General features: G+C 50.3%; 27 protein-coding genes and 33 tRNA genes. 44 read left to right on the plus strand and 16 right to left on the minus strand.

Translation table 11 applies throughout. The features are described 5' to 3' along the window. Positions 1 to 5: 5 nt before the first annotated feature. Both JOY44_RS24700 and JOY44_RS24705 read right to left on the minus strand, forming a co-directional pair. The gene (locus JOY44_RS24700; protein ID WP_171576253.1) at positions 6 to 377 is read right to left on the minus strand and encodes a hypothetical protein; all 372 of its coding nucleotides are present in this window, start codon (positions 375 to 377) and stop codon (positions 6 to 8) included. Between the two features lie 168 nt (positions 378 to 545). Beyond that, entirely contained in the window at positions 546 to 914 is a 369-nt protein-coding gene (locus JOY44_RS24705; protein WP_242541862.1) for a hypothetical protein, read from the minus strand. A gap of 181 nt (positions 915 to 1095) precedes the next feature. Here JOY44_RS24705 and JOY44_RS24710 point away from each other — a divergent pair, with 181 nt between their 5' ends. Continuing rightward, the gene (locus JOY44_RS24710) at positions 1096 to 3066 is read left to right on the plus strand and encodes a protelomerase family protein (protein ID WP_171576265.1); all 1971 of its coding nucleotides are present in this window, start codon (positions 1096 to 1098) and stop codon (positions 3064 to 3066) included. Here JOY44_RS24710 and JOY44_RS24715 read toward each other — a convergent pair. Together JOY44_RS24715 and JOY44_RS24720 are read right to left on the minus strand one after the other, a co-directional pair. Beyond that, on the minus strand, positions 3058 to 3231 hold the full coding sequence (locus tag JOY44_RS24715; protein WP_171576266.1) for a hypothetical protein: 174 nt from the start codon (positions 3229 to 3231) through the stop codon (positions 3058 to 3060). The genes JOY44_RS24710 and JOY44_RS24715 overlap by 9 nt on opposite strands. Before the next feature lie 149 nt (positions 3232 to 3380). Next, the gene (locus JOY44_RS24720; protein WP_171576267.1) at positions 3381 to 3773 is read right to left on the minus strand and encodes an exonuclease domain-containing protein; all 393 of its coding nucleotides are present in this window, start codon (positions 3771 to 3773) and stop codon (positions 3381 to 3383) included. Positions 3774 to 3947: 174 nt separating this feature from the next. Here JOY44_RS24720 and JOY44_RS24725 point away from each other — a divergent pair, with 174 nt between their 5' ends. The 4 genes from JOY44_RS24725 (at position 3948) to JOY44_RS24740 (ending at position 5314) form a co-directional block, all read left to right on the plus strand. After that, entirely contained in the window at positions 3948 to 4154 is a 207-nt protein-coding gene (locus JOY44_RS24725; protein ID WP_171576268.1) for a hypothetical protein, read from the plus strand. Continuing rightward, positions 4117 to 4650: a hypothetical protein gene (locus tag JOY44_RS24730; protein ID WP_171576269.1), complete on the plus strand. Its 534-nt coding sequence runs from the start codon at positions 4117 to 4119 to the stop codon at positions 4648 to 4650. The genes JOY44_RS24725 and JOY44_RS24730 overlap by 38 nt, the downstream gene beginning before the upstream one ends. A 290-nt stretch (positions 4651 to 4940) precedes the next feature. Continuing rightward, on the plus strand, positions 4941 to 5096 hold the full coding sequence (locus tag JOY44_RS24735) for a hypothetical protein (RefSeq protein WP_171576270.1): 156 nt from the start codon (positions 4941 to 4943) through the stop codon (positions 5094 to 5096). Then, positions 5084 to 5314: a hypothetical protein gene (locus tag JOY44_RS24740; protein ID WP_171576271.1), complete on the plus strand. Its 231-nt coding sequence runs from the start codon at positions 5084 to 5086 to the stop codon at positions 5312 to 5314. The genes JOY44_RS24735 and JOY44_RS24740 overlap by 13 nt, the downstream gene beginning before the upstream one ends. Positions 5315 to 5332: 18 nt before the next feature. On the opposite strand, the gene JOY44_RS32515 is transcribed toward JOY44_RS24740, so the two are convergent. The 6 genes from JOY44_RS32515 to JOY44_RS24765 all read right to left on the minus strand — a co-directional run bounded on the left by JOY44_RS32515 (position 5333) and on the right by JOY44_RS24765 (position 7301). Further along, the gene (locus JOY44_RS32515; protein ID WP_281063339.1) at positions 5333 to 5461 is read right to left on the minus strand and encodes a CAP domain-containing protein; all 129 of its coding nucleotides are present in this window, start codon (positions 5459 to 5461) and stop codon (positions 5333 to 5335) included. Between the two features lie 35 nt (positions 5462 to 5496). After that, entirely contained in the window at positions 5497 to 5889 is a 393-nt protein-coding gene (locus JOY44_RS32520) for a CAP domain-containing protein (RefSeq protein ID WP_281063340.1), read from the minus strand. A gap of 140 nt (positions 5890 to 6029) precedes the next feature. Further along, the gene (locus tag JOY44_RS24750) at positions 6030 to 6347 is read right to left on the minus strand and encodes a hypothetical protein (protein WP_203032172.1); all 318 of its coding nucleotides are present in this window, start codon (positions 6345 to 6347) and stop codon (positions 6030 to 6032) included. Further along, entirely contained in the window at positions 6302 to 6532 is a 231-nt protein-coding gene (locus JOY44_RS24755) for a helix-turn-helix transcriptional regulator (protein ID WP_171576273.1), read from the minus strand. The genes JOY44_RS24750 and JOY44_RS24755 overlap by 46 nt, the downstream gene beginning before the upstream one ends. Before the next feature lie 31 nt (positions 6533 to 6563). After that, complete coding sequence (locus JOY44_RS24760) at positions 6564 to 6890, minus strand: hypothetical protein (protein WP_171576274.1); 327 nt, start codon at positions 6888 to 6890, stop codon at positions 6564 to 6566. 9 nt (positions 6891 to 6899) lie between these two features. Then, positions 6900 to 7301 carry a CAP domain-containing protein gene (locus JOY44_RS24765; protein WP_171576275.1) on the minus strand — a complete coding sequence of 134 codons (402 nt, stop codon included), beginning with the start codon at positions 7299 to 7301 and terminating at the stop codon, positions 6900 to 6902. On the opposite strand from JOY44_RS24765, the gene JOY44_RS24770 reads away from it, so the two are divergent. After that, complete coding sequence (locus tag JOY44_RS24770; RefSeq protein WP_242541857.1) at positions 7290 to 7784, plus strand: tyrosine-type recombinase/integrase; 495 nt, start codon at positions 7290 to 7292, stop codon at positions 7782 to 7784. The genes JOY44_RS24765 and JOY44_RS24770 overlap by 12 nt on opposite strands. A 59-nt stretch (positions 7785 to 7843) precedes the next feature. Here the strand turns inward: JOY44_RS24770 and JOY44_RS24775 are convergent, their stop codons facing one another. Next, positions 7844 to 9055 (minus strand): IS256 family transposase, encoded by a 1212-nt coding sequence (locus JOY44_RS24775; RefSeq protein ID WP_415881137.1) that lies wholly within the window; start codon positions 9053 to 9055, stop codon positions 7844 to 7846. Positions 9056 to 9185: 130 nt separating this feature from the next. Here JOY44_RS24775 and JOY44_RS24780 point away from each other — a divergent pair, with 130 nt between their 5' ends. Then, positions 9186 to 10109, plus strand: a complete 924-nt coding sequence (locus tag JOY44_RS24780) for an alpha/beta fold hydrolase (RefSeq protein ID WP_171576277.1) — start codon at positions 9186 to 9188, stop codon at positions 10107 to 10109. A gap of 148 nt (positions 10110 to 10257) precedes the next feature. Then, positions 10258 to 10491: a tautomerase family protein gene (locus JOY44_RS24785; protein ID WP_171576278.1), complete on the plus strand. Its 234-nt coding sequence runs from the start codon at positions 10258 to 10260 to the stop codon at positions 10489 to 10491. A gap of 170 nt (positions 10492 to 10661) precedes the next feature. On the opposite strand, the gene JOY44_RS24790 is transcribed toward JOY44_RS24785, so the two are convergent. Then, positions 10662 to 12365 carry a protein adenylyltransferase SelO gene (locus tag JOY44_RS24790; protein ID WP_171576585.1) on the minus strand — a complete coding sequence of 568 codons (1704 nt, stop codon included), beginning with the start codon at positions 12363 to 12365 and terminating at the stop codon, positions 10662 to 10664. A 324-nt stretch (positions 12366 to 12689) separates the two neighbouring features. Then, a complete protein-coding gene (locus tag JOY44_RS24795; RefSeq protein WP_171576279.1) occupies positions 12690 to 13088 on the minus strand; it encodes a hypothetical protein in 399 nt (132 codons plus the stop codon). A gap of 98 nt (positions 13089 to 13186) precedes the next feature. Between JOY44_RS24795 and JOY44_RS24800 the strand changes: the two genes are divergently transcribed. The 36 genes from JOY44_RS24800 (at position 13187) to JOY44_RS24975 (ending at position 17701) form a co-directional block, all read left to right on the plus strand. After that, positions 13187 to 13405, plus strand: a complete 219-nt coding sequence (locus tag JOY44_RS24800) for a hypothetical protein (RefSeq protein WP_171576280.1) — start codon at positions 13187 to 13189, stop codon at positions 13403 to 13405. A 75-nt stretch (positions 13406 to 13480) separates the two neighbouring features. Beyond that, positions 13481 to 14011: an HNH endonuclease gene (locus tag JOY44_RS24805; protein ID WP_171576281.1), complete on the plus strand. Its 531-nt coding sequence runs from the start codon at positions 13481 to 13483 to the stop codon at positions 14009 to 14011. Between the two features lie 28 nt (positions 14012 to 14039). Beyond that, the gene (locus JOY44_RS24810) at positions 14040 to 14426 is read left to right on the plus strand and encodes an alr0857 family protein (RefSeq protein WP_171576282.1); all 387 of its coding nucleotides are present in this window, start codon (positions 14040 to 14042) and stop codon (positions 14424 to 14426) included. A gap of 192 nt (positions 14427 to 14618) precedes the next feature. Beyond that, positions 14619 to 14694 (plus strand) — tRNA-Asp (locus tag JOY44_RS24815). Positions 14695 to 14700: 6 nt separating this feature from the next. Continuing rightward, positions 14701 to 14777, plus strand: a tRNA-Glu gene (locus tag JOY44_RS24820). Positions 14778 to 14779: 2 nt separating this feature from the next. Further along, a tRNA-Arg gene (locus JOY44_RS24825) sits at positions 14780 to 14873 on the plus strand. A 90-nt stretch (positions 14874 to 14963) separates the two neighbouring features. Next, a tRNA-Cys gene (locus JOY44_RS24830) sits at positions 14964 to 15038 on the plus strand. A 6-nt stretch (positions 15039 to 15044) separates the two neighbouring features. Further along, positions 15045 to 15140: transfer RNA gene (locus JOY44_RS24835), tRNA-Ile, on the plus strand. A 2-nt stretch (positions 15141 to 15142) separates the two neighbouring features. Continuing rightward, a tRNA-Trp gene (locus JOY44_RS24840) sits at positions 15143 to 15213 on the plus strand. A gap of 164 nt (positions 15214 to 15377) precedes the next feature. Next, positions 15378 to 15452: transfer RNA gene (locus tag JOY44_RS24845), tRNA-Glu, on the plus strand. A 10-nt stretch (positions 15453 to 15462) separates the two neighbouring features. Continuing rightward, positions 15463 to 15547, plus strand: a tRNA-Tyr gene (locus JOY44_RS24850). A 93-nt stretch (positions 15548 to 15640) separates the two neighbouring features. After that, a tRNA-Arg gene (locus JOY44_RS24855) sits at positions 15641 to 15718 on the plus strand. A 5-nt stretch (positions 15719 to 15723) separates the two neighbouring features. Then, positions 15724 to 15806, plus strand: a tRNA-OTHER gene (locus JOY44_RS24860). Between the two features lie 5 nt (positions 15807 to 15811). After that, positions 15812 to 15884, plus strand: a tRNA-Phe gene (locus tag JOY44_RS24865). A gap of 5 nt (positions 15885 to 15889) precedes the next feature. After that, a tRNA-Asn gene (locus tag JOY44_RS24870) sits at positions 15890 to 15964 on the plus strand. A 5-nt stretch (positions 15965 to 15969) separates the two neighbouring features. Continuing rightward, a tRNA-Gln gene (locus JOY44_RS24875) sits at positions 15970 to 16045 on the plus strand. Between the two features lie 6 nt (positions 16046 to 16051). After that, positions 16052 to 16124, plus strand: a tRNA-Gln gene (locus JOY44_RS24880). A gap of 52 nt (positions 16125 to 16176) precedes the next feature. Continuing rightward, positions 16177 to 16253: transfer RNA gene (locus JOY44_RS24885), tRNA-Leu, on the plus strand. A 5-nt stretch (positions 16254 to 16258) separates the two neighbouring features. After that, a tRNA-Pro gene (locus tag JOY44_RS24890) sits at positions 16259 to 16334 on the plus strand. Between the two features lie 3 nt (positions 16335 to 16337). Beyond that, a tRNA-Leu gene (locus JOY44_RS24895) sits at positions 16338 to 16411 on the plus strand. 5 nt (positions 16412 to 16416) lie between these two features. Beyond that, positions 16417 to 16492: transfer RNA gene (locus JOY44_RS24900), tRNA-Leu, on the plus strand. A 1-nt stretch (position 16493) separates the two neighbouring features. Beyond that, a tRNA-Ile gene (locus tag JOY44_RS24905) sits at positions 16494 to 16571 on the plus strand. 5 nt (positions 16572 to 16576) lie between these two features. Beyond that, positions 16577 to 16651 (plus strand) — tRNA-Pro (locus tag JOY44_RS24910). A 3-nt stretch (positions 16652 to 16654) separates the two neighbouring features. Further along, a tRNA-Lys gene (locus JOY44_RS24915) sits at positions 16655 to 16730 on the plus strand. A 7-nt stretch (positions 16731 to 16737) separates the two neighbouring features. Further along, positions 16738 to 16813, plus strand: a tRNA-Lys gene (locus tag JOY44_RS24920). A 3-nt stretch (positions 16814 to 16816) separates the two neighbouring features. Next, positions 16817 to 16890: transfer RNA gene (locus JOY44_RS24925), tRNA-Leu, on the plus strand. A gap of 2 nt (positions 16891 to 16892) precedes the next feature. Further along, positions 16893 to 16963, plus strand: a tRNA-Met gene (locus JOY44_RS24930). A gap of 10 nt (positions 16964 to 16973) precedes the next feature. Further along, positions 16974 to 17048 (plus strand) — tRNA-Thr (locus JOY44_RS24935). A gap of 3 nt (positions 17049 to 17051) precedes the next feature. Further along, positions 17052 to 17126, plus strand: a tRNA-Thr gene (locus tag JOY44_RS24940). 5 nt (positions 17127 to 17131) lie between these two features. Then, positions 17132 to 17207 (plus strand) — tRNA-Thr (locus JOY44_RS24945). A gap of 4 nt (positions 17208 to 17211) precedes the next feature. Beyond that, a tRNA-Gly gene (locus JOY44_RS24950) sits at positions 17212 to 17283 on the plus strand. A gap of 23 nt (positions 17284 to 17306) precedes the next feature. Next, positions 17307 to 17378: transfer RNA gene (locus JOY44_RS24955), tRNA-Gly, on the plus strand. 5 nt (positions 17379 to 17383) lie between these two features. Continuing rightward, a tRNA-Val gene (locus JOY44_RS24960) sits at positions 17384 to 17458 on the plus strand. Between the two features lie 5 nt (positions 17459 to 17463). Further along, positions 17464 to 17540 (plus strand) — tRNA-Arg (locus JOY44_RS24965). 5 nt (positions 17541 to 17545) lie between these two features. Next, a tRNA-Ala gene (locus JOY44_RS24970) sits at positions 17546 to 17622 on the plus strand. A 2-nt stretch (positions 17623 to 17624) separates the two neighbouring features. After that, positions 17625 to 17701, plus strand: a tRNA-His gene (locus JOY44_RS24975). A 46-nt stretch (positions 17702 to 17747) separates the two neighbouring features. Here the strand turns inward: JOY44_RS24975 and JOY44_RS24980 are convergent. Genes JOY44_RS24980 through JOY44_RS24990 form a run of 3 tightly spaced genes read right to left on the minus strand, consistent with a single transcriptional unit; the run spans position 17748 to position 19747 of the window. Continuing rightward, positions 17748 to 18593, minus strand: coding sequence for a DUF3883 domain-containing protein (locus JOY44_RS24980; protein ID WP_171576283.1), 846 nt, complete (start codon positions 18591 to 18593; stop codon positions 17748 to 17750). A gap of 48 nt (positions 18594 to 18641) precedes the next feature. After that, positions 18642 to 19175, minus strand: coding sequence for a hypothetical protein (locus JOY44_RS24985; protein WP_171576284.1), 534 nt, complete (start codon positions 19173 to 19175; stop codon positions 18642 to 18644). 29 nt (positions 19176 to 19204) lie between these two features. Then, positions 19205 to 19747, minus strand: a complete 543-nt coding sequence (locus tag JOY44_RS24990; protein WP_242541864.1) for a GNAT family N-acetyltransferase — start codon at positions 19745 to 19747, stop codon at positions 19205 to 19207. Between the last annotated feature and the right edge of the window lie 50 nt (positions 19748 to 19797).

Consider the following 19797-nt stretch of genomic DNA (forward strand, 5'->3'; position numbering starts at 1 on the left):
GCAATCTACACACTGTCGTCTTTCCATTCACACGAAGGGCAATCCCAATGAACACGCGCTGAATCGGGAGGAAATGGATAGCGACACTCAGGGCACAGACCTGTAAAAAGCGGATGCCACAGCAACAGTTCTAGCTTTTGCGCTCGGTTCCATCGTTGCGCCGGTGAAATGACAAGCTCATTCCCATAAAAACTGGCTTCTTCTGGCTCCCACCATTCCCCATTTAATAAGTTCGGATCTAGTTCAAAATCTACACACTGTTCACTACTTTCTTGCACTCCATAGGGATGAACGGCACAGAAAAGATGAGGGTTATGGGTATTGTGAAAACAGCGATCGCATTCGGGTAACTTGTGAAATGGGCTTTGCTTACTCATCGCTTAATACCTGTAAAAGCTCCGTTTCACCTCTTGAATTGACTAGGAATAAAGGTTCCAGTGTTGCTCTTTATTTCCTGCCTCTTTGTAACTTCATCCATGTTTTCTGCTTGAAGCAGGTCAAGAAGGGTAGTATAGTCAACCCCGATTGTAGATACAAAATCATTTTTAGCCATTTTGCTGTACTTCTAACTGGTAAATTTTCAAAGAGGGATGCTCTGCCATTATTCTCCAATAAAAGCCTTCCGGGGGTGTTGAAACGCGATCTCCACAGCGATAGCCAAAAATAGGCTCATCTTTCTGGTGTAACTGTCGTAGATGTTGATGCAAGTCAACAGCATCTCTAGGAGACAACCAGAACAAGTGAGATTGCCCTTGATAGCCTGCATTGAGAAGGCTAAGGAATAACCATTCCATTACCGGTTGAATATCGTCTAAAGCAACACCACTCTCAGCTTGCCCATAACTGCTAATTGTGGGTTGCTTCAGTTCGCTTTTGGAAAGCAGCGAAGCAAGCCTTGCTTGGATTCTATGCAAAACGCCTTTCATAGTAGATGCAAAAAACTACCCCCTTAAAATGCCCAATTCGTTCCATAAATTTATTGCAAGAACTAGTTCTTGCTCCCCCTCCTCACACCGATTGCAACAGCGATAAGGATAATGATATAGTATGAATATCTGATATAGATAGGGATTTAATGAACATGGACGTGAAACGATGAGTTTTATCCCTACTGCCTATACCCATGACACCACCCGCGAACAATTAATCGCTCGATTCCGCGATCGCATCGCTACAAACGATCGCACTAAACTCTCCAAAGACGAACGTGGAGAATTGATCCTCCACTTTATCGATAGGTTGGGCAACTGTAAGACTGAAAACGCAGCGAAAGCTCTCTGTGCCGCTGAAATTGCCCTCCTCGAAGAAGGCTACCCGGTTGCCTCGATCGCGAATCAATATTTACCAGACTATCGCAAGGCAATCGCTCGGGCTATAGATGAGGGTCGATTGCCTAGGCTGGAGTTGCCACCTAGTCTGTATGGCAAGGTTTACCCTCACTGGGGGCTTTATCACCTGACTTATCCAAATGAGGTACAGCAGGCAATTAAGCAAAAAACGACGATTAAGAACAATCTAAAGCAGGACGATTTACAGCCGATTCGCGCAGACAGGTTCTTGAATAAGGCGAAGGATTTGTTGACAAGGGAAACTCCCTATGAATGGGCAGTAGGGCTTTTGGCGGTGACGGGGAGACGATTCAGTGAGATTGTGGCTAAAGGCGAATTTAAACCGACCCATCATCCTTACGCGATCTCGTTTCGTGGGCAACTGAAAAAAGGAATTCAAGACATTGAAAAGGCTCAAACCTTCCTGATCGCTACTTTGATTGATGCAGATAAGGTTCTAAAGGCGATCTATAAGTTTAGAGCCCATCCTAGAATTCAGGAGTTGGCGGAGTTGTCTCCTGATGACATTAACTCCAGGCTCAATACCAGTGTCAGGCATTATATCAAGAGCAGCTTCGAGGACTCAGAGGTACTGCCGGTGCTACCTGGCGAAAAGGCGGTGACGGCTCACAATCTTAGGGGGGCGTATGCTGAAATTGCCACGCATTTCTTCTGTCCTCCTAATCAAGGCACTCACCGGTTCCTGCAACAGCATCTAGGGCATGTGATTGGTGAGTCTGAATTAGCAAAAAGGAAGAATGCGGGGGCTACGGAACACTACTTTCATTATTTCTTGATCGGGGCCCAGCAGCAGCCACTCGGTGAAAAGGGGATTCTATTAGAACGCGTTGGAGCGTTACCGACTACGGTCGAATTGGAGCTTGAACCCGTTGAACTGGCAGATATTGAGCCAGTTGAAGTAATGGAGAATGAAACAATGGCGATCGCTCTTCCGGATGCTGAAATCCATCCCCGTAAACCTCGCGCGAGTGTGCCTACTGATTTAATGCATCAACTCAAAGAATTAGCGGCAATTAAACTCAATGCTCAAGGCTCTAATGCGGATGTAATGGAGGCGGTTGTTAGGTTTCTGCGAGACGATTCGACTCCGACGATAGCAACTTCGGTTGAATCCTTTGGCAGCACCTTTCAATGGTTTACAGCTGAAGTAGAACGGTTGAGGGCTGAAAATCAGGCGCTCTTGGCAAAACTTGACCAGGCCCAGGGGCAACTTCAAAGTATGGCATCGGTGGCGATTCGACCGTTGGAGGAGTTGGAAGAGTTGGAGGCGTTGAAAACTGAAAATGAACGGCTGCAGGCGGAGTTGATTCAGTTTCAGCAGTTAAAACAACTGTTTACGGGTTCGGCTCCGGTTACTCCGATACCTACACCTGTGGTGCCAGTGCCATCACGAGTTCAACCAACTATTGCAGGTCATACGCCGCAAAGAAGAATTCGCGATCAGGCGTCGGCTTTGGAAAAGATTGATGAGGCGATTTCTCTGATTATTGCCTGGAATGATGATCCAGTTAGAGCGTTTAACGACAAGTGGTTTATTGGGGTTCCAGCGCTTTTGGCCCTCCTTAGAGGCAATGACTATTCCGCTTCTCAAGGTCGCGTACAACAAGCTCTAGCCAACCGTAGACCAGAAATTGAAAGCCATCATCAAAGGCATGGGCTGGGGCAACGTCACAACGTCAGGCACAACAATCCAATTAATCAAATTATCTCAATGTGAGGATGAGGGAGAGGGGGGGGGCTTGATTGCAATTAAAGGCAATGCAGCGATCGCGCTTTCAAACTGTCGGCGTAAAGCGTGTCGGCTGGTGGCACCTTTCGCCAGTGCCCCCTCGATACAGGTCAATTGCAGTTGCCGTCGCTCCAGGGTGACCTCAATGGGCATTATGAATGGCAGGCAAACAGGACTATTCTCACCCTACGGGCTGGTCTTGAGATCAGGCAAGCAATCCCTGTTACGGTGACAAGGGTCAGGTTCCACTGGCATCAGGGGGGCGATCTCTAAGCCCATGTAGGCGCTGACGTTTGATTGGTTCAACACCGATTCTGGCAAGCTGCTTGGGACTGGTGAGCTGCCAGAGCAACGCGAGCACAGGCTTCTGCATCAGACAACGCTTGATGGTGCTCTAGCTCGATGCCCAGGTATTCACAAACATTGGGCAGTTTGGTCGGACGTAAATTCCAGGTTTTGCAAGCCAGTTGCACCGTACACAAAAAAGGCTGTGGCGGTCGAGCAATGCCGTAAAGGTCACAGCACGCATAGAGCACGCCCCGGTCAAAAGAGGCGTTATGGGCGGCTAGAAAAGCAGCATCCTGCATGAAGGGCTGGATAAAAATCCACAGGTCACCGAAGGCGGGTTGATCTGCAACATCCTGCCACCGAATGCCGTGGATGTGCGTAAACCGGAAGGTCGCACGCGGTAACACTGGGTCTCAAAGCTACAGAAACGCCTAAGTGGACAAATTTTTCCGAATTCTGAGGTGCCCCCTTCGGTCGAGCAGCGAAGAAAGTTATCGACTGTTTCCGTAGCAACACGCAACACAAGCGTAGTCTTTCTAGAAGTAATGAACTTTGAAAAGACAAAGCTACAGGACTGAACCATGCAATACCGTTATCTTCTGGCGCTCAGCGCACTATCATTTGCCTTTCCGGCTGCCGCCTCAGCTGCTGTTTACACTACGACAACTGGACAAACTCGCTTCGTGCTTGATTCAAGTCGCTCGAAACCGAGCGTGGAATACGTGAGCCGCATTCAAGGCAAAGATTGGATTGGCTCAGCGAATGTGGTCTGGTGTTCCGGTGCCTGAGAGTGGTGTCTCACGCTATCGAGGCACGTTTCGAGATTCTCGTACGGGTCCCGGAGCTGAACAGGTTTGTACAGGCACGATCGACATGACTGACAATCGCCCTGGGCAAAGATTCTCAGTCACTTGGAACGTTACAGGCGGCAAGGCTTGTCCTGTCATCGGTCAGACTGTCACGCTCAATTTAGTGGCTGCCTTGCCCCGTCCCGATGGGCGTGGAGACTTTACACCTGTAAGCGTCGATCAGTGGAATGGTGGCACTCAATCTAGCACTTGGCGCGGGTGGAGAGTCGTGTCGGCTGATGGCTTTCTCAACTGTCGCGCCACACCCAATGGGTCCATTCGCCGCACCTACAACGCGGGCGATCCGATCACTGCATTTCGTGATCGCTCCGGGCTGGCCATGACCACCTCTAACGGTGCTCCCTGGCTGCGCACCGCCGATAACTGCTTGGTTCGCGCTAACGCTCGCTTTGTGCAGCCAACGAACTCGTTCTAATCGCTTCGCTGCCATGCTTTTAAGGTGTACAGTGACTTTTTAATTTGTCGTAGAGACGCATTAGTGTCGTTGAAGCAGTAAAGCTAGACCTGATGAACCTTCCGTCTGGAGCCAACTTGGTAAGCCTGATGACCAGATGATTGATTGTTCAGCAACCGATCATCTGCAAACCTACAATAGCGGGAGTTTGCAGCGACACGAATTTGTCTTGATGTCATCTAATTTGGCTCCGTACAAATCCAGTAAATCTAAAAATCTAGCGAACTGCATGGAGAAATAAAGTTGTGCTTATGAACAAACTGCTTGCCACAATCACTGCAACCACGATCGCAACACTCCTTGTGCCCACGATCGCCATAGCTCAGACCCTCCCCAAAACCCTTAAACAAGGTATGCCCTACGCTCAGGCACGAAAGACCTTGCTCAACAGCGGATGGCAAGTGTAGTACATTCCCCCAATCGAGATCGCTTCGGCGCAATGAACTACCTCATCGACAAACTTGGCTACAACGAAGTCGAAACCTGCTCTGGTACAGGTATGGGCTTTTGTCGCTTCAGCTTCACCAACGCCAACGGGCAAAAGCTAGCAGTTGTCACCGTCAATAATCAACCCGGTCAAAAGCCTAAACTTCAACGCTGGTGGATCGACACCGAGAATCGCTAGTCCCTGACGCAAGTGTTATTACTGTTCTGCTCCAGCAAAGTTTTGCACCGCATAAGCTCGTCCCCTCATCGGGTCAACCACAATCCCATAACCAAAACGTTTGTAGTCCGGCTTTAACAAGTTTTGGCGATGTCCTGTGCTATACATCCAGCTTTTCTGAAATGCTTCAATCAGCCCATAGCTCAGCTAATTCCTGTTCCGCCTGTCTGCTGCATGATGTTTTCTCCCACCCCACCGCGTCCGCCTACTTGGGTGAAGCGATCCGTTGGGGTTCTCCCCTCTGGAGTGACATGAGCGTAATAATTGCGGCTCATCATATCTTGGCTGTGCTGCTGAGACGATTGAGAGAGCAGCGGATCTTCCACTAGCGGCAACAAGCCATTGAGTTGACGATCTCGGTTCACCAGCGCCAACGCCAACTGCCGAACTTCTGGGAGCGATCGACCGCCGTGAGCGTTGAGCAGCGATACTTTTGGTTTACCAATCTTCCAACCCGCCCCACCCGACCCGTTATCAAAGTAAAAAGCATCTTTCGCAGAAAGCAGGCTAACTCCAGCAATCAACAATCCAGGCAAGAGAACTTGTTTTGCTCTGACTGCAAACGATGTCGAAGACCTTCTTTGCCTGGATTGGTATCTCATACTTGAACCTATTGATTGAGTTAAGAGTTCCCTATCTCAACCCTGCAAGCTCCAGTTTCCTTCAGCCTCATTCTTCAGACTTCACCCTTCATCTCTTCATCCGTACCCTCCGTTACCTCATCCATTTCAACTTGCTCCAGCAACTCCAGCGGCACCCGATCACCTTGAGCTAAGCCTTCCCCCTCGCCCTTCCCCTTGGGCTGAGCGTTAGTCGAAGCCTTCCCCTTACGCTCCACTATCGGCGGCGCATCCTTTGCCGTAGCCATCCGATCCGCCATCACTCGCAACATCTGGGCAAAATCCCGCGATGGCATTACTTCTACCCGATCAAGAATGTCCTTACTCGTCAACCCACCTGTGCACCCATACAGGTAAGCAACAAAATCCTCCACCACCATCCCCTAATTCGAGCAATCTTCTCCAGATTCTCCAAACTGGAGACATTTTTGCCATTCTCCCACTGCTGCACCGTCGATTGAGACACCTCCAACGTGTGCCAGCTTTTTCCGGCTTCAGTTTGTCGGTGGGGTCTGAGATGCAGTGGAACGAAAAACCCCGTTACGTGGACACTTGGCATAGCCAAATTGATTTCGGTCAGCGGCAGGTGTTCAGGGTGTGTGTTGGGACATGGCTTGTCGGAGTGATCGCGGCAGTCCCAATTCTTGCCACAGATCAGGACGCTCTTGCAGTTCAGCCTCCGCCTGAAGTGTTTCCTGGGTCAGACACTCCGCCAATTGAGCAAGTTGTCGCCAAGTCTGAGCTGGCAAGATCAGGGCAAAAGGAGCCAGGGTGTTGACATCGCCCACTTGCGTATCCCATTTGAAGCCCTGCAACATCATGGCGCGGCGAATGTGAGCCGCAATGTCTGCGTCCAGCGGTGCGGAACATTGCCATTGCGGCACGTTGCAGTCTAAATCAAGGGGCAGATGAGCCATGTGGCAGTTTTAAAAAACAGGCTGTCCCTCAAAATTACCGGGAGGACTGTAGCGGCAAACCAAAATGTCATTGCCGCCTGTGGTGGTTTTAGCACAACCGACTTGAGTCGTCGCACCCCAAATCATCTGAGTGTAGTGTCCAACATCATTCCAATCGCCAGTTTTGCTGACGTTCGGAAAAATACCCTGACGAAACTGCTTTTTCTCCGCTCCCCAAGAGTTCACCATGTCATTGCTGCTGAAAGCTCCAGCGGTGCCCAGCCAGAGATTCTCGCCTTCATCATGCATTAGTGTGTTGCCACCCATTGCTGCCAGATGGTTTGTCCAGGTTTGAGCATCACGAGCCAGAGCCTCAGACCAGGTTAAGAGAGATACACCCACATCTTTCCGATAACCGCAGTGATCAGTCATGGGCTGCGGGCTTCGGAAGCGTCTGCTCTGAATGTGGAGCATTGGAACGGCAAGATTTTGAAGGTGCATCGCTCGAAGGGGCAGAATGTGTCGGAGGTGCCGCTGAGTCGAGAGGCACGATCTCATCTGGAGACTTACCTGGAGTGGCGGCGGCAGCAGGGTGGAATGTTTGAACCGTTGCCAGAGAGTCCGATGTTTTTGGCGCAGGACCCAAAGAGTGCAGGACAGAGGTTAGGGTACAAAGGGTTGCACCGGATGGTGAAGAAATTGGGGGCGATCGCTGGAGTGGAAGATCTCAACCCGCATCGGTTCCGGCATACCTTTGGAACGGAAGTGATCCGACGAGGCGTTGATCCCTTGTTTGGTAAGGAATTGATGGGGATCAAGAGAGATCGAGTGTTTCAGCGGTACACCAAGGGTGTCTTCAAGCAAGCAGCAGCCGAGGCGTACTTGAAGGCAATCGGGGAGGATGAAAACTTGTAGATTGCATAAGATAGCAGTCCGGTTGGGTATGTCAAATAGATTGTGTCAAGGATAGAAGGTCACAGTGGAAAGCGATCGTCGTAGGCGATGGCAAACCGATTTAAGGCAGGCTTCCAATCTTTAATCGGCATCGTCCATTTTTTGGAGATGTTCTGAATTGCTAAGTAAACCACTTTAAGTGCAGACTCATCGGTCGGAAACGCTCTGTGATTCTTCAACACCTTTCGCAGGGTCATATTGACCGACTCAATGGCATTGGTCGTGTAGATGGCTTTCCGAATTTCATTCGGGAAGGCAAAGAAGGGAGTAATCCTTTGCCAGTGGTTCATCCAGGACTTACTGATAGTGGGATACTGCTTGTCCCATTGCTCAGCCAACTCCACCAAGTATTGCTCCGCCAAAGCTTCGGTGCTGGCCGTATAAACCAGACGCAAATCGGCTGCTACAGCTTTACGGTCTTTGTAGGACACATAGCTCAAGGAATTACGCACCATATGGACGATGCACAACTGCACCGTTGTTCTGGGAAATACCGCTTCAATGGCATCTGGAAAGCCAGTGAGTCCATCACAGCAAGCAACGAAAATATCCTTGAGTCCTCGATTCTGTAATTCCGTCAGCACCTGGAGCCAGAACTTAGATGACTCGTTTTGGGTCATCCACATGCCCAGCAGTTCCTTTGTGCCTGACAGATTCACTGCCAGAGCTAAATGAACCGCTTTGTTGATCACCCGTCCATCCTGCCTGACTTTGACCACAATGGCATCAAAGTAGACAATTGGGTAAACCCGCTCCAGCCCACGATTCTGCCAGACTTTGCGCTCCTCTTCCACGGCTTCAGTCACGTTGGAAATCAAACCAGCCGATACTTCTACCCCATACAGGTCTTGCAGTTGAGCTGTAATGTCACGAGTACTCATCCCCCGCGCATACAGCGACAGAATCTTGTCATCAAACCCGTCAAAGCGAGTCTGCCTTTTCTGGACGATGATGGGTTCGAACTCCCCTGCTCGGTCACGTGGAATCGCAATCTCGGCTTCGCCAAACTCACCTTTAATCGTCTTCTTGCTATGCCCATTGCGACGATTGTTTGGCTTTAAAGCTTCAGGCTGAGTCCGATGTGCTTCGATGTGGGTTTGCATTTCTGCCTCCAGGCAGCGTTCCACTAAGGCTTGAGTCAATTGTTTGAGGATGCCACCATCCCCCAGTAAATCTTCTGGTTTTTCATAGCCTTGAAGCAGTTGGTCAAGTAGTTCGGGTTGAAAGGTCATCATGATTTTGTCTCAAGTTCAGTAGTTCATTAGATCTCAACTTCTGACCTTTGACACAATCTAATTTACAATCCCGTCCGGTTCCAAATTGGAACTTGGCATACCAACTTACTCAATCTAGTTGAGACTAATGTTTGCCCATTTTCTGCCATCCTCTGTTGCCGAGATTCAAGATACAGGGGCGATTACCCTTCTGCAAACCATTCAGCGTCGTATCGTCGAGGTGCCATTTCAGCAGGGGCTAACGGCGCTCTCGACGGCTTATGTTCATTTCGCTCCCCAGTCATCTTCTTGTTTCCCGGATACTCCTCCAATTCTGCTGTTGCATGGGTTCGACAGTTCCCTGTTAGAATTTCGGCGGTTGCTCCCGTTGTTGGCAGGGAGCGGAGACGTGTGGGCGATCGACCTCTTCGGGTCAGGGTTCACCGAGCACCCTACCTCGATCTCAGTTAATCCAGGGTCAATCCGGCAACATCTTCTGAGCATTGTAGAAACTTGGATTGGTGAACCGATTATTCTTGTGGGTGCTTCTTTAGGAGGGGCAGTGGCGATCGATTTCGCTTTGCACCATCCTAACTGGGTGCGATCCCTTGCTTTGATTGATAGCGTTGGCTTTTCTGGCAGCTTTCCAATCGGACAATTTCTGCCACAGGGACTCATTGACCTGGGTGCGGACTGGCTCTATTTCCGTAAGCGGGCTGCCCTGGCGGCGGCTTCAGTTTTACCGATGGTCAATCCGATGCTGATTGATGCTTTGCGTTGCTCATTCCTCCATCAGGAGATGCCTGGGTGGAAGGAGGCGATCGCCTCTTTTACCAGAAGTGGCGGGTATTCGGATTTAAGCGATCGAATTGCTCAAGTCACCCATCCCACGCTGATTCTGTGGGGCAAAGCGGATGATGTGTTAGGAACCGCTGATGCGACTCGGTGGCAGCGAGCGATCTCAGGCAGTCAACTCATTTGGATTGAGGCAGCGGGACATGTGCCCCACTTCGATCAACCCCAAGTCGTTGCAAATCACCTGCTATCCTTCATGCAACATATTAATCGCTGAAACGATACCTACCAATAAACGTTAACTAAATCCAGGCAGTGGATCGAATTCTTACCCAGTAATTGTCGGCTCGTCCCTGGTCATGAGAATGACCTCCGCGCCCAATGGCTTTAAACTTTGTTCAGCAAAGCACTGAAGGAGAAAAACAATGCCTCATATCAGCATCAAGCTTTATCCCGGCAGGTCGGAACAGCAGAAGGTTCGGTTTGTCGAGCAAATTGTGAAAGATGCTATGTCAATTCTCGAAAGCAGCGAAGACTCGATTTCGGTCGCGATCGAAGAAATCAACCCAGAGGATTGGGTAGAGACAGTCTATAAACCAGAAATCTTGAACAACCCAGAGAAGCTCTACAAAAAGCCAGGCTATAACCCAGTGGAATAGCAATAGACGGCTTCGACTTCTAATTCAAATTATGCATTGCTATTAGGGGTTGAGCCGCGATACGTGAAATTTTTTATCATATCGGACTCAAACTCATTGCAAACCTGGCTTTCAGCAGTTGCTCAAGAACAAAGCTGTTCATCTTGAATAGTTGCTTGTCACGCAGCTATTCAAGATGAACAGCTATAGTGCGACACGCCACCCGTGTTAAAAAACGCCTTAGGTCTTAGACGATAGTATTTATCTTCTACGTCTTGTGATTGCTCATCATATGGATAGCTAAGGACTTCTTGCAACTCTTTAACTAAAGTATAGTCACCCTGCATGGCTTGTTGGTAGGCAGGGGCAATCAACCACTCTCGCCATGTGTATTTTGGGTTCGTCTGTTTCATCTTTGTTGATATCTCAGCCAAATTGCCGTCGTTAATGACGAGGTCGCGCCAGCTTTTTAGCCAAGATTGCCATTGTTCATCGAGTTGTGGTGAAGTTTTAACGTAGAAGCTTTTTTTCAATGCTGAGATATCATCTGGTATATGGGATAACTCGCGGAAGAAAATGGTGTAATCTACCTCTGAGTCAGTCATTAACTGCATTAATTTTTCAAATAGCTTTGGGTGATATTCAGTCAAGCCAAGTTTGTCCGCCCACATTTTTTGGATTTGTTTTTGCATGGCTTCTGAAAAGCCGCGGCCTACTTGGTCGAACTGTTCTAACGCTTCAGCATCTTCTGTAAGTAGCAGTCTCACTGCTTTCCAAAACATGTAATAATTTGCTTCTGCTGCAATGGGCTGATTGAAGAATGAAAAGTGCTCGCCGCCACCAGTCCAAGGTTGAAACCAAGGGTCAAATTTTTCACAAAATCCAAAGGGTCCATAGTCTAGGGTAAAGCCTCCAGCAGCGCAGTTGTCACTGTTAAAATTACCCTGGCAATAACCAACACGTAGCCAATTAGCCACCAGTGAAGTGAGACGCTGGCGAAATAGCTTAGCCAATTCAACTAATTGACCGGCAAAACCAAGGCTTTGATTAATGTCGCTTTTGTACTCTCGCTCAATTAAGTGCGACACTATCATGCTCAACTCTTCTAATGCTTTTGGATGAGCATTGCTGCGAGTGCGGCGGGCAAATAACTCTAGCTGACCAACGCGCAAAAAGGAGGGTGCAACGCGAGTTGAAATGGCCACAGGATTGTCCACCAAAACATCAGGGTCAATAGAGTAGGAGTCTTGAGAATACCAAGGCCGGGTAACGGTCTCAGATTTAGAAACATACAGTGTCAAAGAGCGCGATGTTGGCACACCTAACGCCTGCATATAGTCTTGCGCTAGAAACTCACGCACACTTGACCGGAGGACAGCGCGCCCGTCGGCACCCCGGCAATAAGGCGTTGGGCCACCCCCTTTCAATTGCATTTCCCAGCGCTGTCCATTGATGATTCCTTCAAATACAGATATCGCCCGACCATCGCCATAACCATTACCCGTACCAAATGGACATTGTTGGGTATATTCGGTGCCATAAATCGACAGGGCATAACCCGTCGCCCAGCCCACCTGACGCATCGGCTCATGGGCAGCAGAGAGATCACCAGAAAATACACGGCGAAATTTTTCATTAAGCGCCAGCCCATCGCTCAACCCAAGTTCCTTAAAAAAAGTGCGGCTATGAGCTACATATTCTGGGTCTGCAAGCGGCGTGGGTGACACAGGTACGAAATGACCAGAAAAAACCTGGCGGGCCCGGTGATCATCACCATCGACCGTGGCATCAGGATCGGCATTTAAGGTATCCATCAGAGAATAATCTGCCAATTGTACAAACTCATCGAAGGTTGTTACACAAGGCTCAGCAGAGGGTTTAGATGGATATGGCATTGTTGCTAGCGCCGATATTGTTGGGAAGGATTCATGTTTAATTGAGGACTTTGCAGAGGCTAGCATATTAAATGTGAAGCTTTCCAGACTAACCGACTTATTAGTGGGGGTGATTGAAGCAGACCACCTTGAATTCCTTGGGTACCACCGGAGGAATCTGCTCATCTGAGCTTCAGCGCTACAAATAACCGAATAGCTGCCTGCCCAGCAAACAGTCAATGCTTTCATTTCGGTCGCCGCAAACCCTATCCAGCAAAGCTTTGATGCCTATATGATAAATTTTTACACGTATCGTCGGATCGATGCCTATTACTGGAAGCACTATTAAGCGATCGCCATACTGAGAGCAATAATCTCCCCGTTTGTTGTTAACCCTAACAGCATCTCTTGCTGTGGTTGAATATGCTGCCCTGTAATGGCACATTGCTCTTCTTGTTGAGAGACTGCCCTAAACGTCGCCCGAATATCCGACATGGATAACAGTGGGGGATGAAAGGGCGATCGCCTATCTTCAACCGAGTACGATTCTCCTTTGGAGAGGCTACGCCAACGCACCTCATCCGACACCATCTGCTGATCCACAAACTGCCAAAGGACTTCCCGAATCAGGGTTTGATAGCCCTGTTCTCCAGAAATCTCCCGCAATCGCTCCTTCAGTTCGGGTTCCAATCGAATACTCGTGACCTGCATTTCCGAAGTGCTGCCCCGCTTGCGTGTATCCATAACCGAACATCCTAAATTTCAATCAAGGGTGGACAATCCGATACTACAAGTGTAGTATGTAGACATCCAGAATTGTCATACAAATATTACAGCCTTCCATGATACGCATCCTTCACGCCACCTTAGCCAGCGCCATGCTCTGCCGACCTCAACACGGTCTAGGCAGAGCAGCGGTGCTGTTTGCGTTTGAGGGGACGTATTGGTTTAGCGGCGGTAAATCCGTCAGCGAAGGCATTGATATCAAAATCGCCGGACGACTCAATCCGGATCAACTCACTAGCAGCGGGAGGTGCAGGGCAATCCTGACACCGACATAGGGAAAGCCATATCCACTTCCCCAACCCCCGCTCCTGGTCATCAGAGGCGGGGTTTATTTTTTGAGGAGAAAACTCATGCAGACTGAGCAGCGACAAAAAATTCCAATACTTCAGAACCAGGTCGTAGTGTTTTCTAAGAACTACCTGCCCCTGGCACAGATCAACATTAAACGGGCGATCGTTCTACTGGTTACCGGACAGGCAGAGACCCTGGAGTTCAGCAGCACCCAGCAATGGGAAGTACGCTCTCCCAGTGTCGTACTACAAATCCCAGACCACATCCGGTTGACCAGTGGCAATCCAGAGCGGCATTGGAAAGTACCTCCTGTGAATCGTCGGGAAGTCTTCCGCCGCGACAACCACACCTGTCAGTACTGTGGCAGCACTAAGCATTTGACGCTGGATCACGTTATTCCCCGCTCAAAAGGGGGCCCCCATACCTGGGACAACGTGGTAACCGCCTGCGAGAAGTGCAATTCATGCAAAGGCGATCGCCTTCTGCATGAAACCGGGATGGTACTCCAAACCAAACCCAAAGCACCGATGCATCCTGCGATCGCCTTCGCCGAGCAGTTCTGGAAAGAACAGCAACCTGTTGACCCCTGATCTCAAGCCTAGAAAGGAGGCACGACCAATGTTGAAGCTGAATTACACCGACGTTGGGCTGTACATGGAGCGGACCATGACCAACCCCGAACTGTTGATTGCCCAGCGAGTCCTCCTGGCAATGCGGTTAGGGCGATCGCTCCATATCGAATCCGGTCGCGCCTCCTTTCTGCTGCCTGTTGATATTCCCGAACTGGAAGGGCTAGAGATGGCGCTACAGCGGGAATATGGCTCAGTAGTCACCCTCATTGCTGTAGATGAGGAGTTTGTCGAAGTTGGAATCAGCGGAAGCTGGATTGCCGAGGACAAAGACGCTCACGAAGGAATGTTCCTGGCGGTAATGAGCGATCGCGCTGAATTCCTGACTTACAAACTGTGGCGGATGAGTGAAGCCCGCATTTCCTCCCTAGCGTAGTGGGGAAACCCAGTAGGAAAGGGCGATACGACTATTTCTTTCCCGATCGCCCTCTTGCCTAGAAAAAAAGTTGTAGTACACCCTTGACAACTTGCAGCGCGTTTGTAGTATAACTGTAGTATCAACACTACAACCTCTCACAAAGGCTTTGTAGTCACCCTTCTGAACCTAGACAACTGAATCGCCACCTTTGGGGGTGTAGCTTAGTCTGGCTCAAAGCAGTCGCCTGTCGAGCGAAAGATCGCGGGTTCAAATCCCGCCATCCCCGCCTTGTAGCATCGTGGACGAATAGAGAAGTCGCCGTGCCTCTCAAGCATGGAGAAGCGGGTGCAACCCCCGTCGATGCTCCCAATGAGGATGTAGCTCAGATGGACAGAGTGCTTGTTTCCGAGACAAGTGGTCACAGGTACCGCTTCGCGGAAGCAAGCTACGACCCTGTCATCCTCGCTCGTGGGAACGGATTGGCATCACTTGCTCCGAAATCAACAAACGGACGGTTGCAGGATTGGGGTTCAATTCCCCACGTTTCCACCAAATCTCCAGGTCGCCAAGTGGGAAGGCGTTGGTCTGCAAAACCAACTAGCGAGAGTTCGATTCTCTCCCTGGAGTCCAAATTATTGCAGCGTAGCTTAATGGCAAAGCCCCAAGCTCATAACTTGGTCATCGCGGGTACCGCTTCGCGGAAGCAAGCTACAACTCCCGCCGCTGCAACCAATGCACAGATGGTGTAACGGCAACATCGCGGTCTCCAAAACCGTTGTTCGAGGTTCAAATCCTCGTCTGTGCGTTCTACGGCGTGCCCTCATCCGAGAAGCCTACATACTGGTCACTCGCCTAAACAGCGAAGTAGGTACCCTGCGGGAAGCAAGCTACGACTCCTACAGCCTCCGCCAACTTGGAGGCTGAAAAAACAGCTTCTCAAACTTGCACGTTGTAGAAATCTCAAAGTTTGGTGCCGTAGGCAAATTGGTAAAGCCGTCGATCTTTCAAGTCGATGCTTGCGGGTTCAACTCGTCGGCACTGCCAAATTCAACATGGGTCGGCTCGCCTATCAGCGTGGGCAACTGTCTGTAAAACAGCCGCTTCTTGCGTTGCAGGTGCGACTCCTGCCCGACCTACCAAATCTATGGAGAGTAAATCGATCAGGCGATCGGCGCTGTTTGCTAAACAGATGGATGAACAATTGTGGTTCGACTCCACTGCTCTCCGGCTCTGAGAACGTGGTGTAACTGGATAAACACATCGGTCTACGAAACCGAAGAGTGAAGGTTCAACTCCTTCCGTTCTCGCCAATCATGGAGGGCACCGCTGAATGGTCGGCAACTGGTCTTGAAAACCAGGGTAGTCCTTGGGCTAGGGGTTCGATTCCTCTGCTCTCCGCTTGTGGGAAGTTGGTGAAGCTGGTGCTCACGTGCCGCTGAAGACGGCGAGAAGGCGGTTCAATCCCGTCACTTCCCACTCGTTGCCCTATAGCTCAATGGCAGAGCGAGCGGCTGTTAACCGTGAGGTTGCAGGTTCAAGTCCTGCTAGGGCAGCCATTTATTGCAGGATGGACGATTGGCAAGTCGCTCTGACTCTGAATCAGAGAGAGGTTGGTTCAACCCCAACTCCTGCATCCATTTCAATGCCCTGTGGTGTAACTGGCAACATCCCGCTCTTTGAAAGCGAAGATTCCAGGTTCAAACCCTGGCGGGGCAGTTAGGAGGTAAACAGTCGCCTGGGCCATTCCCCTGTATTCCTCCCATCTCTCACTCCTGTAGCCCAACTGGAAGAGGCTATCGCCTTAGAAGCGATGCGTTGCAGGTTCAAATCCTGTCAGGAGTACCAAACATCGGGATGTAATTCAGTGGTCAGAAGCCTTGGTTTGGGACCAAGGAGTCGTGGGTTCAAATCCTACCATCCCGACCATTTGCCCTTGTGACGGAACTGCCAGACGTGCTGGCTTCAGAGACCAGATTTTGTGGGTTCGACTCCCACCAAGGGTACTGATGCTCCTGTGGCGGAAGGGAAGACGCTCTAGACCGAGGATCTAGGTTTTGTGGGTTCGATTCCCACCGGGAGTACCAAGCACCGAAGGCGGAAGTGGTGGACGCGCACGCCCGATAAGCGTGTTATTAGCAGGTTCGACTCCTGCTCGGTGTACCAAATATCTGAGTGTGGTGCAGTGGGAGCACGTCGGTTCGGGGAACCGGAGGTCGTAGGTTCAATCCCTACCACTGAGACCATTCGGGTCGTTAGCTCAACGGTTAGAGTGGCTGCCTTTTAAGCAGACAGATCAGAGTTCAAATCTCTGGCGACCCACCAATGCTTCGGGTTGTTAGCTCAGTTGGTAGAGCAGCCGCCTCTTAAGCGGAAGTGCATAGGTTCAAACCCTATACAACCCACCAAATACCCCTGTGACGCAATTGGCAGACGTGTCCGGCTTAAACCCGGATTGTTGCGAGTTCGACTCTCGCCGGGGGTATAGCGGGGATAGAGCAAGAGCGGCTCGGCAGTCTCATAAGCTGCGATCGGTGAGTGCAACTCTCACCCCCGCGTCTAACAAACGCAGGTGTGATGTAACGGGCAACATGAGGCTCTCGTACAGCCTTCATGCAGGTTCAACTCCTGTCACCTGCTCCAAATGCAGACGTGGTGTAACGGGCAACACAGGGGCTTGGTACGCTCCCGATATGGGTTCAACCCCCATCGTCTGCTCCAAATGTGCTGGTGTAGCTCAGTTGGCAGAGCAATCGCCTTGTAAGCGATGGGTTGCAGGTTCAACTCCTGTCACCAGCCCCAGAATGCGATCGTGGTGCAGCGGCAAGCACCTCTGGCTTCCACCCAGAAGACACGAGTTCGAGTCTCGTCGATCGCTCTGAACCAATAATGGTTCTGCCTGCGATCGTGATGTAACGGCTAGCATCTGAGTCTGCCAGTCTCAGCGTATGGGTTCGAGTCCCATCGATCGCTCTCATAGTCCTGTAGCTCAATGGTGGAGCGGGTTCCTTACAAGAACAGGGTTGCGGGTTCAAATCCTGCCAGGACTACCAATTATGGGCGTGTCGCCTAAGGGATAAGGGCATCGGTCTTCTAAACCGACTCGTATAGGTTCGACTCCTATCACGCCTGCCAAACATGGGTCTGTAGCTTAACTGGGAAAGCGTCTGCCTTGCAAGCAGAAAGATGTCGGTTCAACTCCGACCAGAATCCACCAATGGTGCTTAAAGTCGAAGCGGTCGAGACACCAGCCTGTGAAGCTGGCTATTAGCGGGTTCGAGTCCCGTTAAGCACCCTTAAGATGATGAACAACTGAACAGATGGAATCAGGAATACGATCGCCTACGCAATCCGAGCAATAAACTGTACTGGACTCAGGTTGCAAATGTGATCCAATGCGCCTGTGAGTGTAAACAGCCGTGGATCATCCCGGAATCGAAACACACGGTATAGATGGTAATGATCGCTGTAATTCTGGGAAACCATTACCTCATTCTGAGAAACGAAGAAGGGGACTTGCTTACCATAGGCAGTTGTCTTGACTTCGATGAAGCGATCGCGCCCATCCGCTTCAAACGATCGAACATCAAAACCAGCCCCATCTCCCTCAGTCACAGCAATGTGTTCTACTCGGTATGCAAGGCTTTCTTGCCCCAATCGGATGAGCCGTGCTCGCTCAAAATTAAGCACAAATTCTTCACCAGCCCTGCCAAGGGAGGCATTACGAGCTTCTCGTTCCAGATAATTAATGGCAGGACGGACACGACGCAACGGTTCCGATCGCTCTGCGGTTGGCGCAGGGGTGTATGGTTCAGGAGGAGAATCAAGCCGAGATAGCAAATCCTCTACGGTCGGGATGTTGGCAGGTTCCTCCACTGCCTGCTGCACAATTGCGCTAAAGCTTGAATCAGAACTGATGCGATCAGCGACAACCTCATAAAGTAGGGATTGATAATTACCCAACGGCTTGTAGCCAAAGATGTAGGGATAGCCAAACTCCATTAGGATGGCACTGATATTTTGGTGCTTTCGCTCAATGGCTCCTTCCGATCTCCCGTTGAGAAGCTGGATAAGGTTCCGTCGATGTGCCGCTTTGTTGTAAGGCTCCCGTCGTAATTCCAGGGAGAGCATGGCGAAGTAATCTGAAACAACAGCCTCGACTTCCGCTTGTGACCACTCACTCGGCACGTCATCTTCCCTTGGAACTGAGAAATTGAATCTTCAATGCCTCAAAGCTCATACCGCCGTTGTTACAGGCTGCGTTTTTCCTGCGCTCAACACCCGTGATGAGATGGAGTGCGATGCGGCTTCTGCCATTGCCTGCCAGTCTTCCTGGGTGAAAATTTCCGTCAAAAGTGACACTGCTTGCTTCCCGGTCGCTGGGTTCATATTTCCCGGATCAACACTTTCTGCCAGGATCCTATTAATCCTTGCCAGTTGAGTTTCAGTTGGATTGGTTAAATGATGACGAATCAACCGCCGAGCGATCGCATAGGTGTCGTCAAACCCCGCACCCAAATCCCAGGATTCCATCCACTGTCGTAAGGCTGTAAAGAGAATTGCCTGGACTTTCATCTGCTGCCGCAACTGCTGGTCTTGTTCGCTCGTGAGTGCAGCGATAGTTTGGCTAAACCCTTTCATCGGCAGTCCTGCTTCTACCTGCACCCCGTCTTCAACTTGAGTAGACTCGCGCAACCACGCCTCGTTGTTGCACAAATCCATTAAGTCTCCACTTTGGGCATATTGGGCAGCGAGGGTGGGATCATCCATCGAAAACTTTCCTAGAAATTATGGCAAACTTAGCGCCGGAGCACACCGTATTCAAAGTATACCAAGCCCTCCTTGTCTGGATCTGGGTCATACTCCGGCATTTGGTTGCGACGATAAAATTCTTCTGACTCGGGTAAAGCGTGAAGCCCGACTCGACCGCTATATCCTAATTCCAGGCTGCGCTGCCGCGCAAACAGCAATAGGGTTCGTCCTACCCCCCGTAAGTATGGTGGGTCTTCCAAGCGCCGACGGTTCCAGGGAGCCACAGCCAATGCTTCAACATAAACCAATGGGTAACGCTGGGGAAGTTGAGATCGGTGCCACTGAGTCTCAAGAAACATCAGTCCCTGAGTCAGACTGTCCACTTCAATTGCGTAAGCTTCATACCGGGACTCCTGATTGCCTTGCCGTAGCTTGTAGTCCCAACTCCAATAGCTATCAGGTTGCTCGGTTGCCCTCAAAACACCTTTCCAAATTGTCTCAAAATCCTCTAAGTGGCGATCGCTCATGCTACAGAGTAGTCCAGCTACGATGTCTCCTGTTCCACTTAGCAGTTGAATCGATCGTTGCATTCCCAGAAATTAAAGTGATGGTTCAGAACGTTGCGAGTAATGGTATCTCC

It is taken from the genome of Leptolyngbya sp. Cla-17, assembly GCF_016807185.1.
GTDB lineage: Bacteria > Cyanobacteriota > Cyanobacteriia > Leptolyngbyales > Leptolyngbyaceae > ULC077BIN1.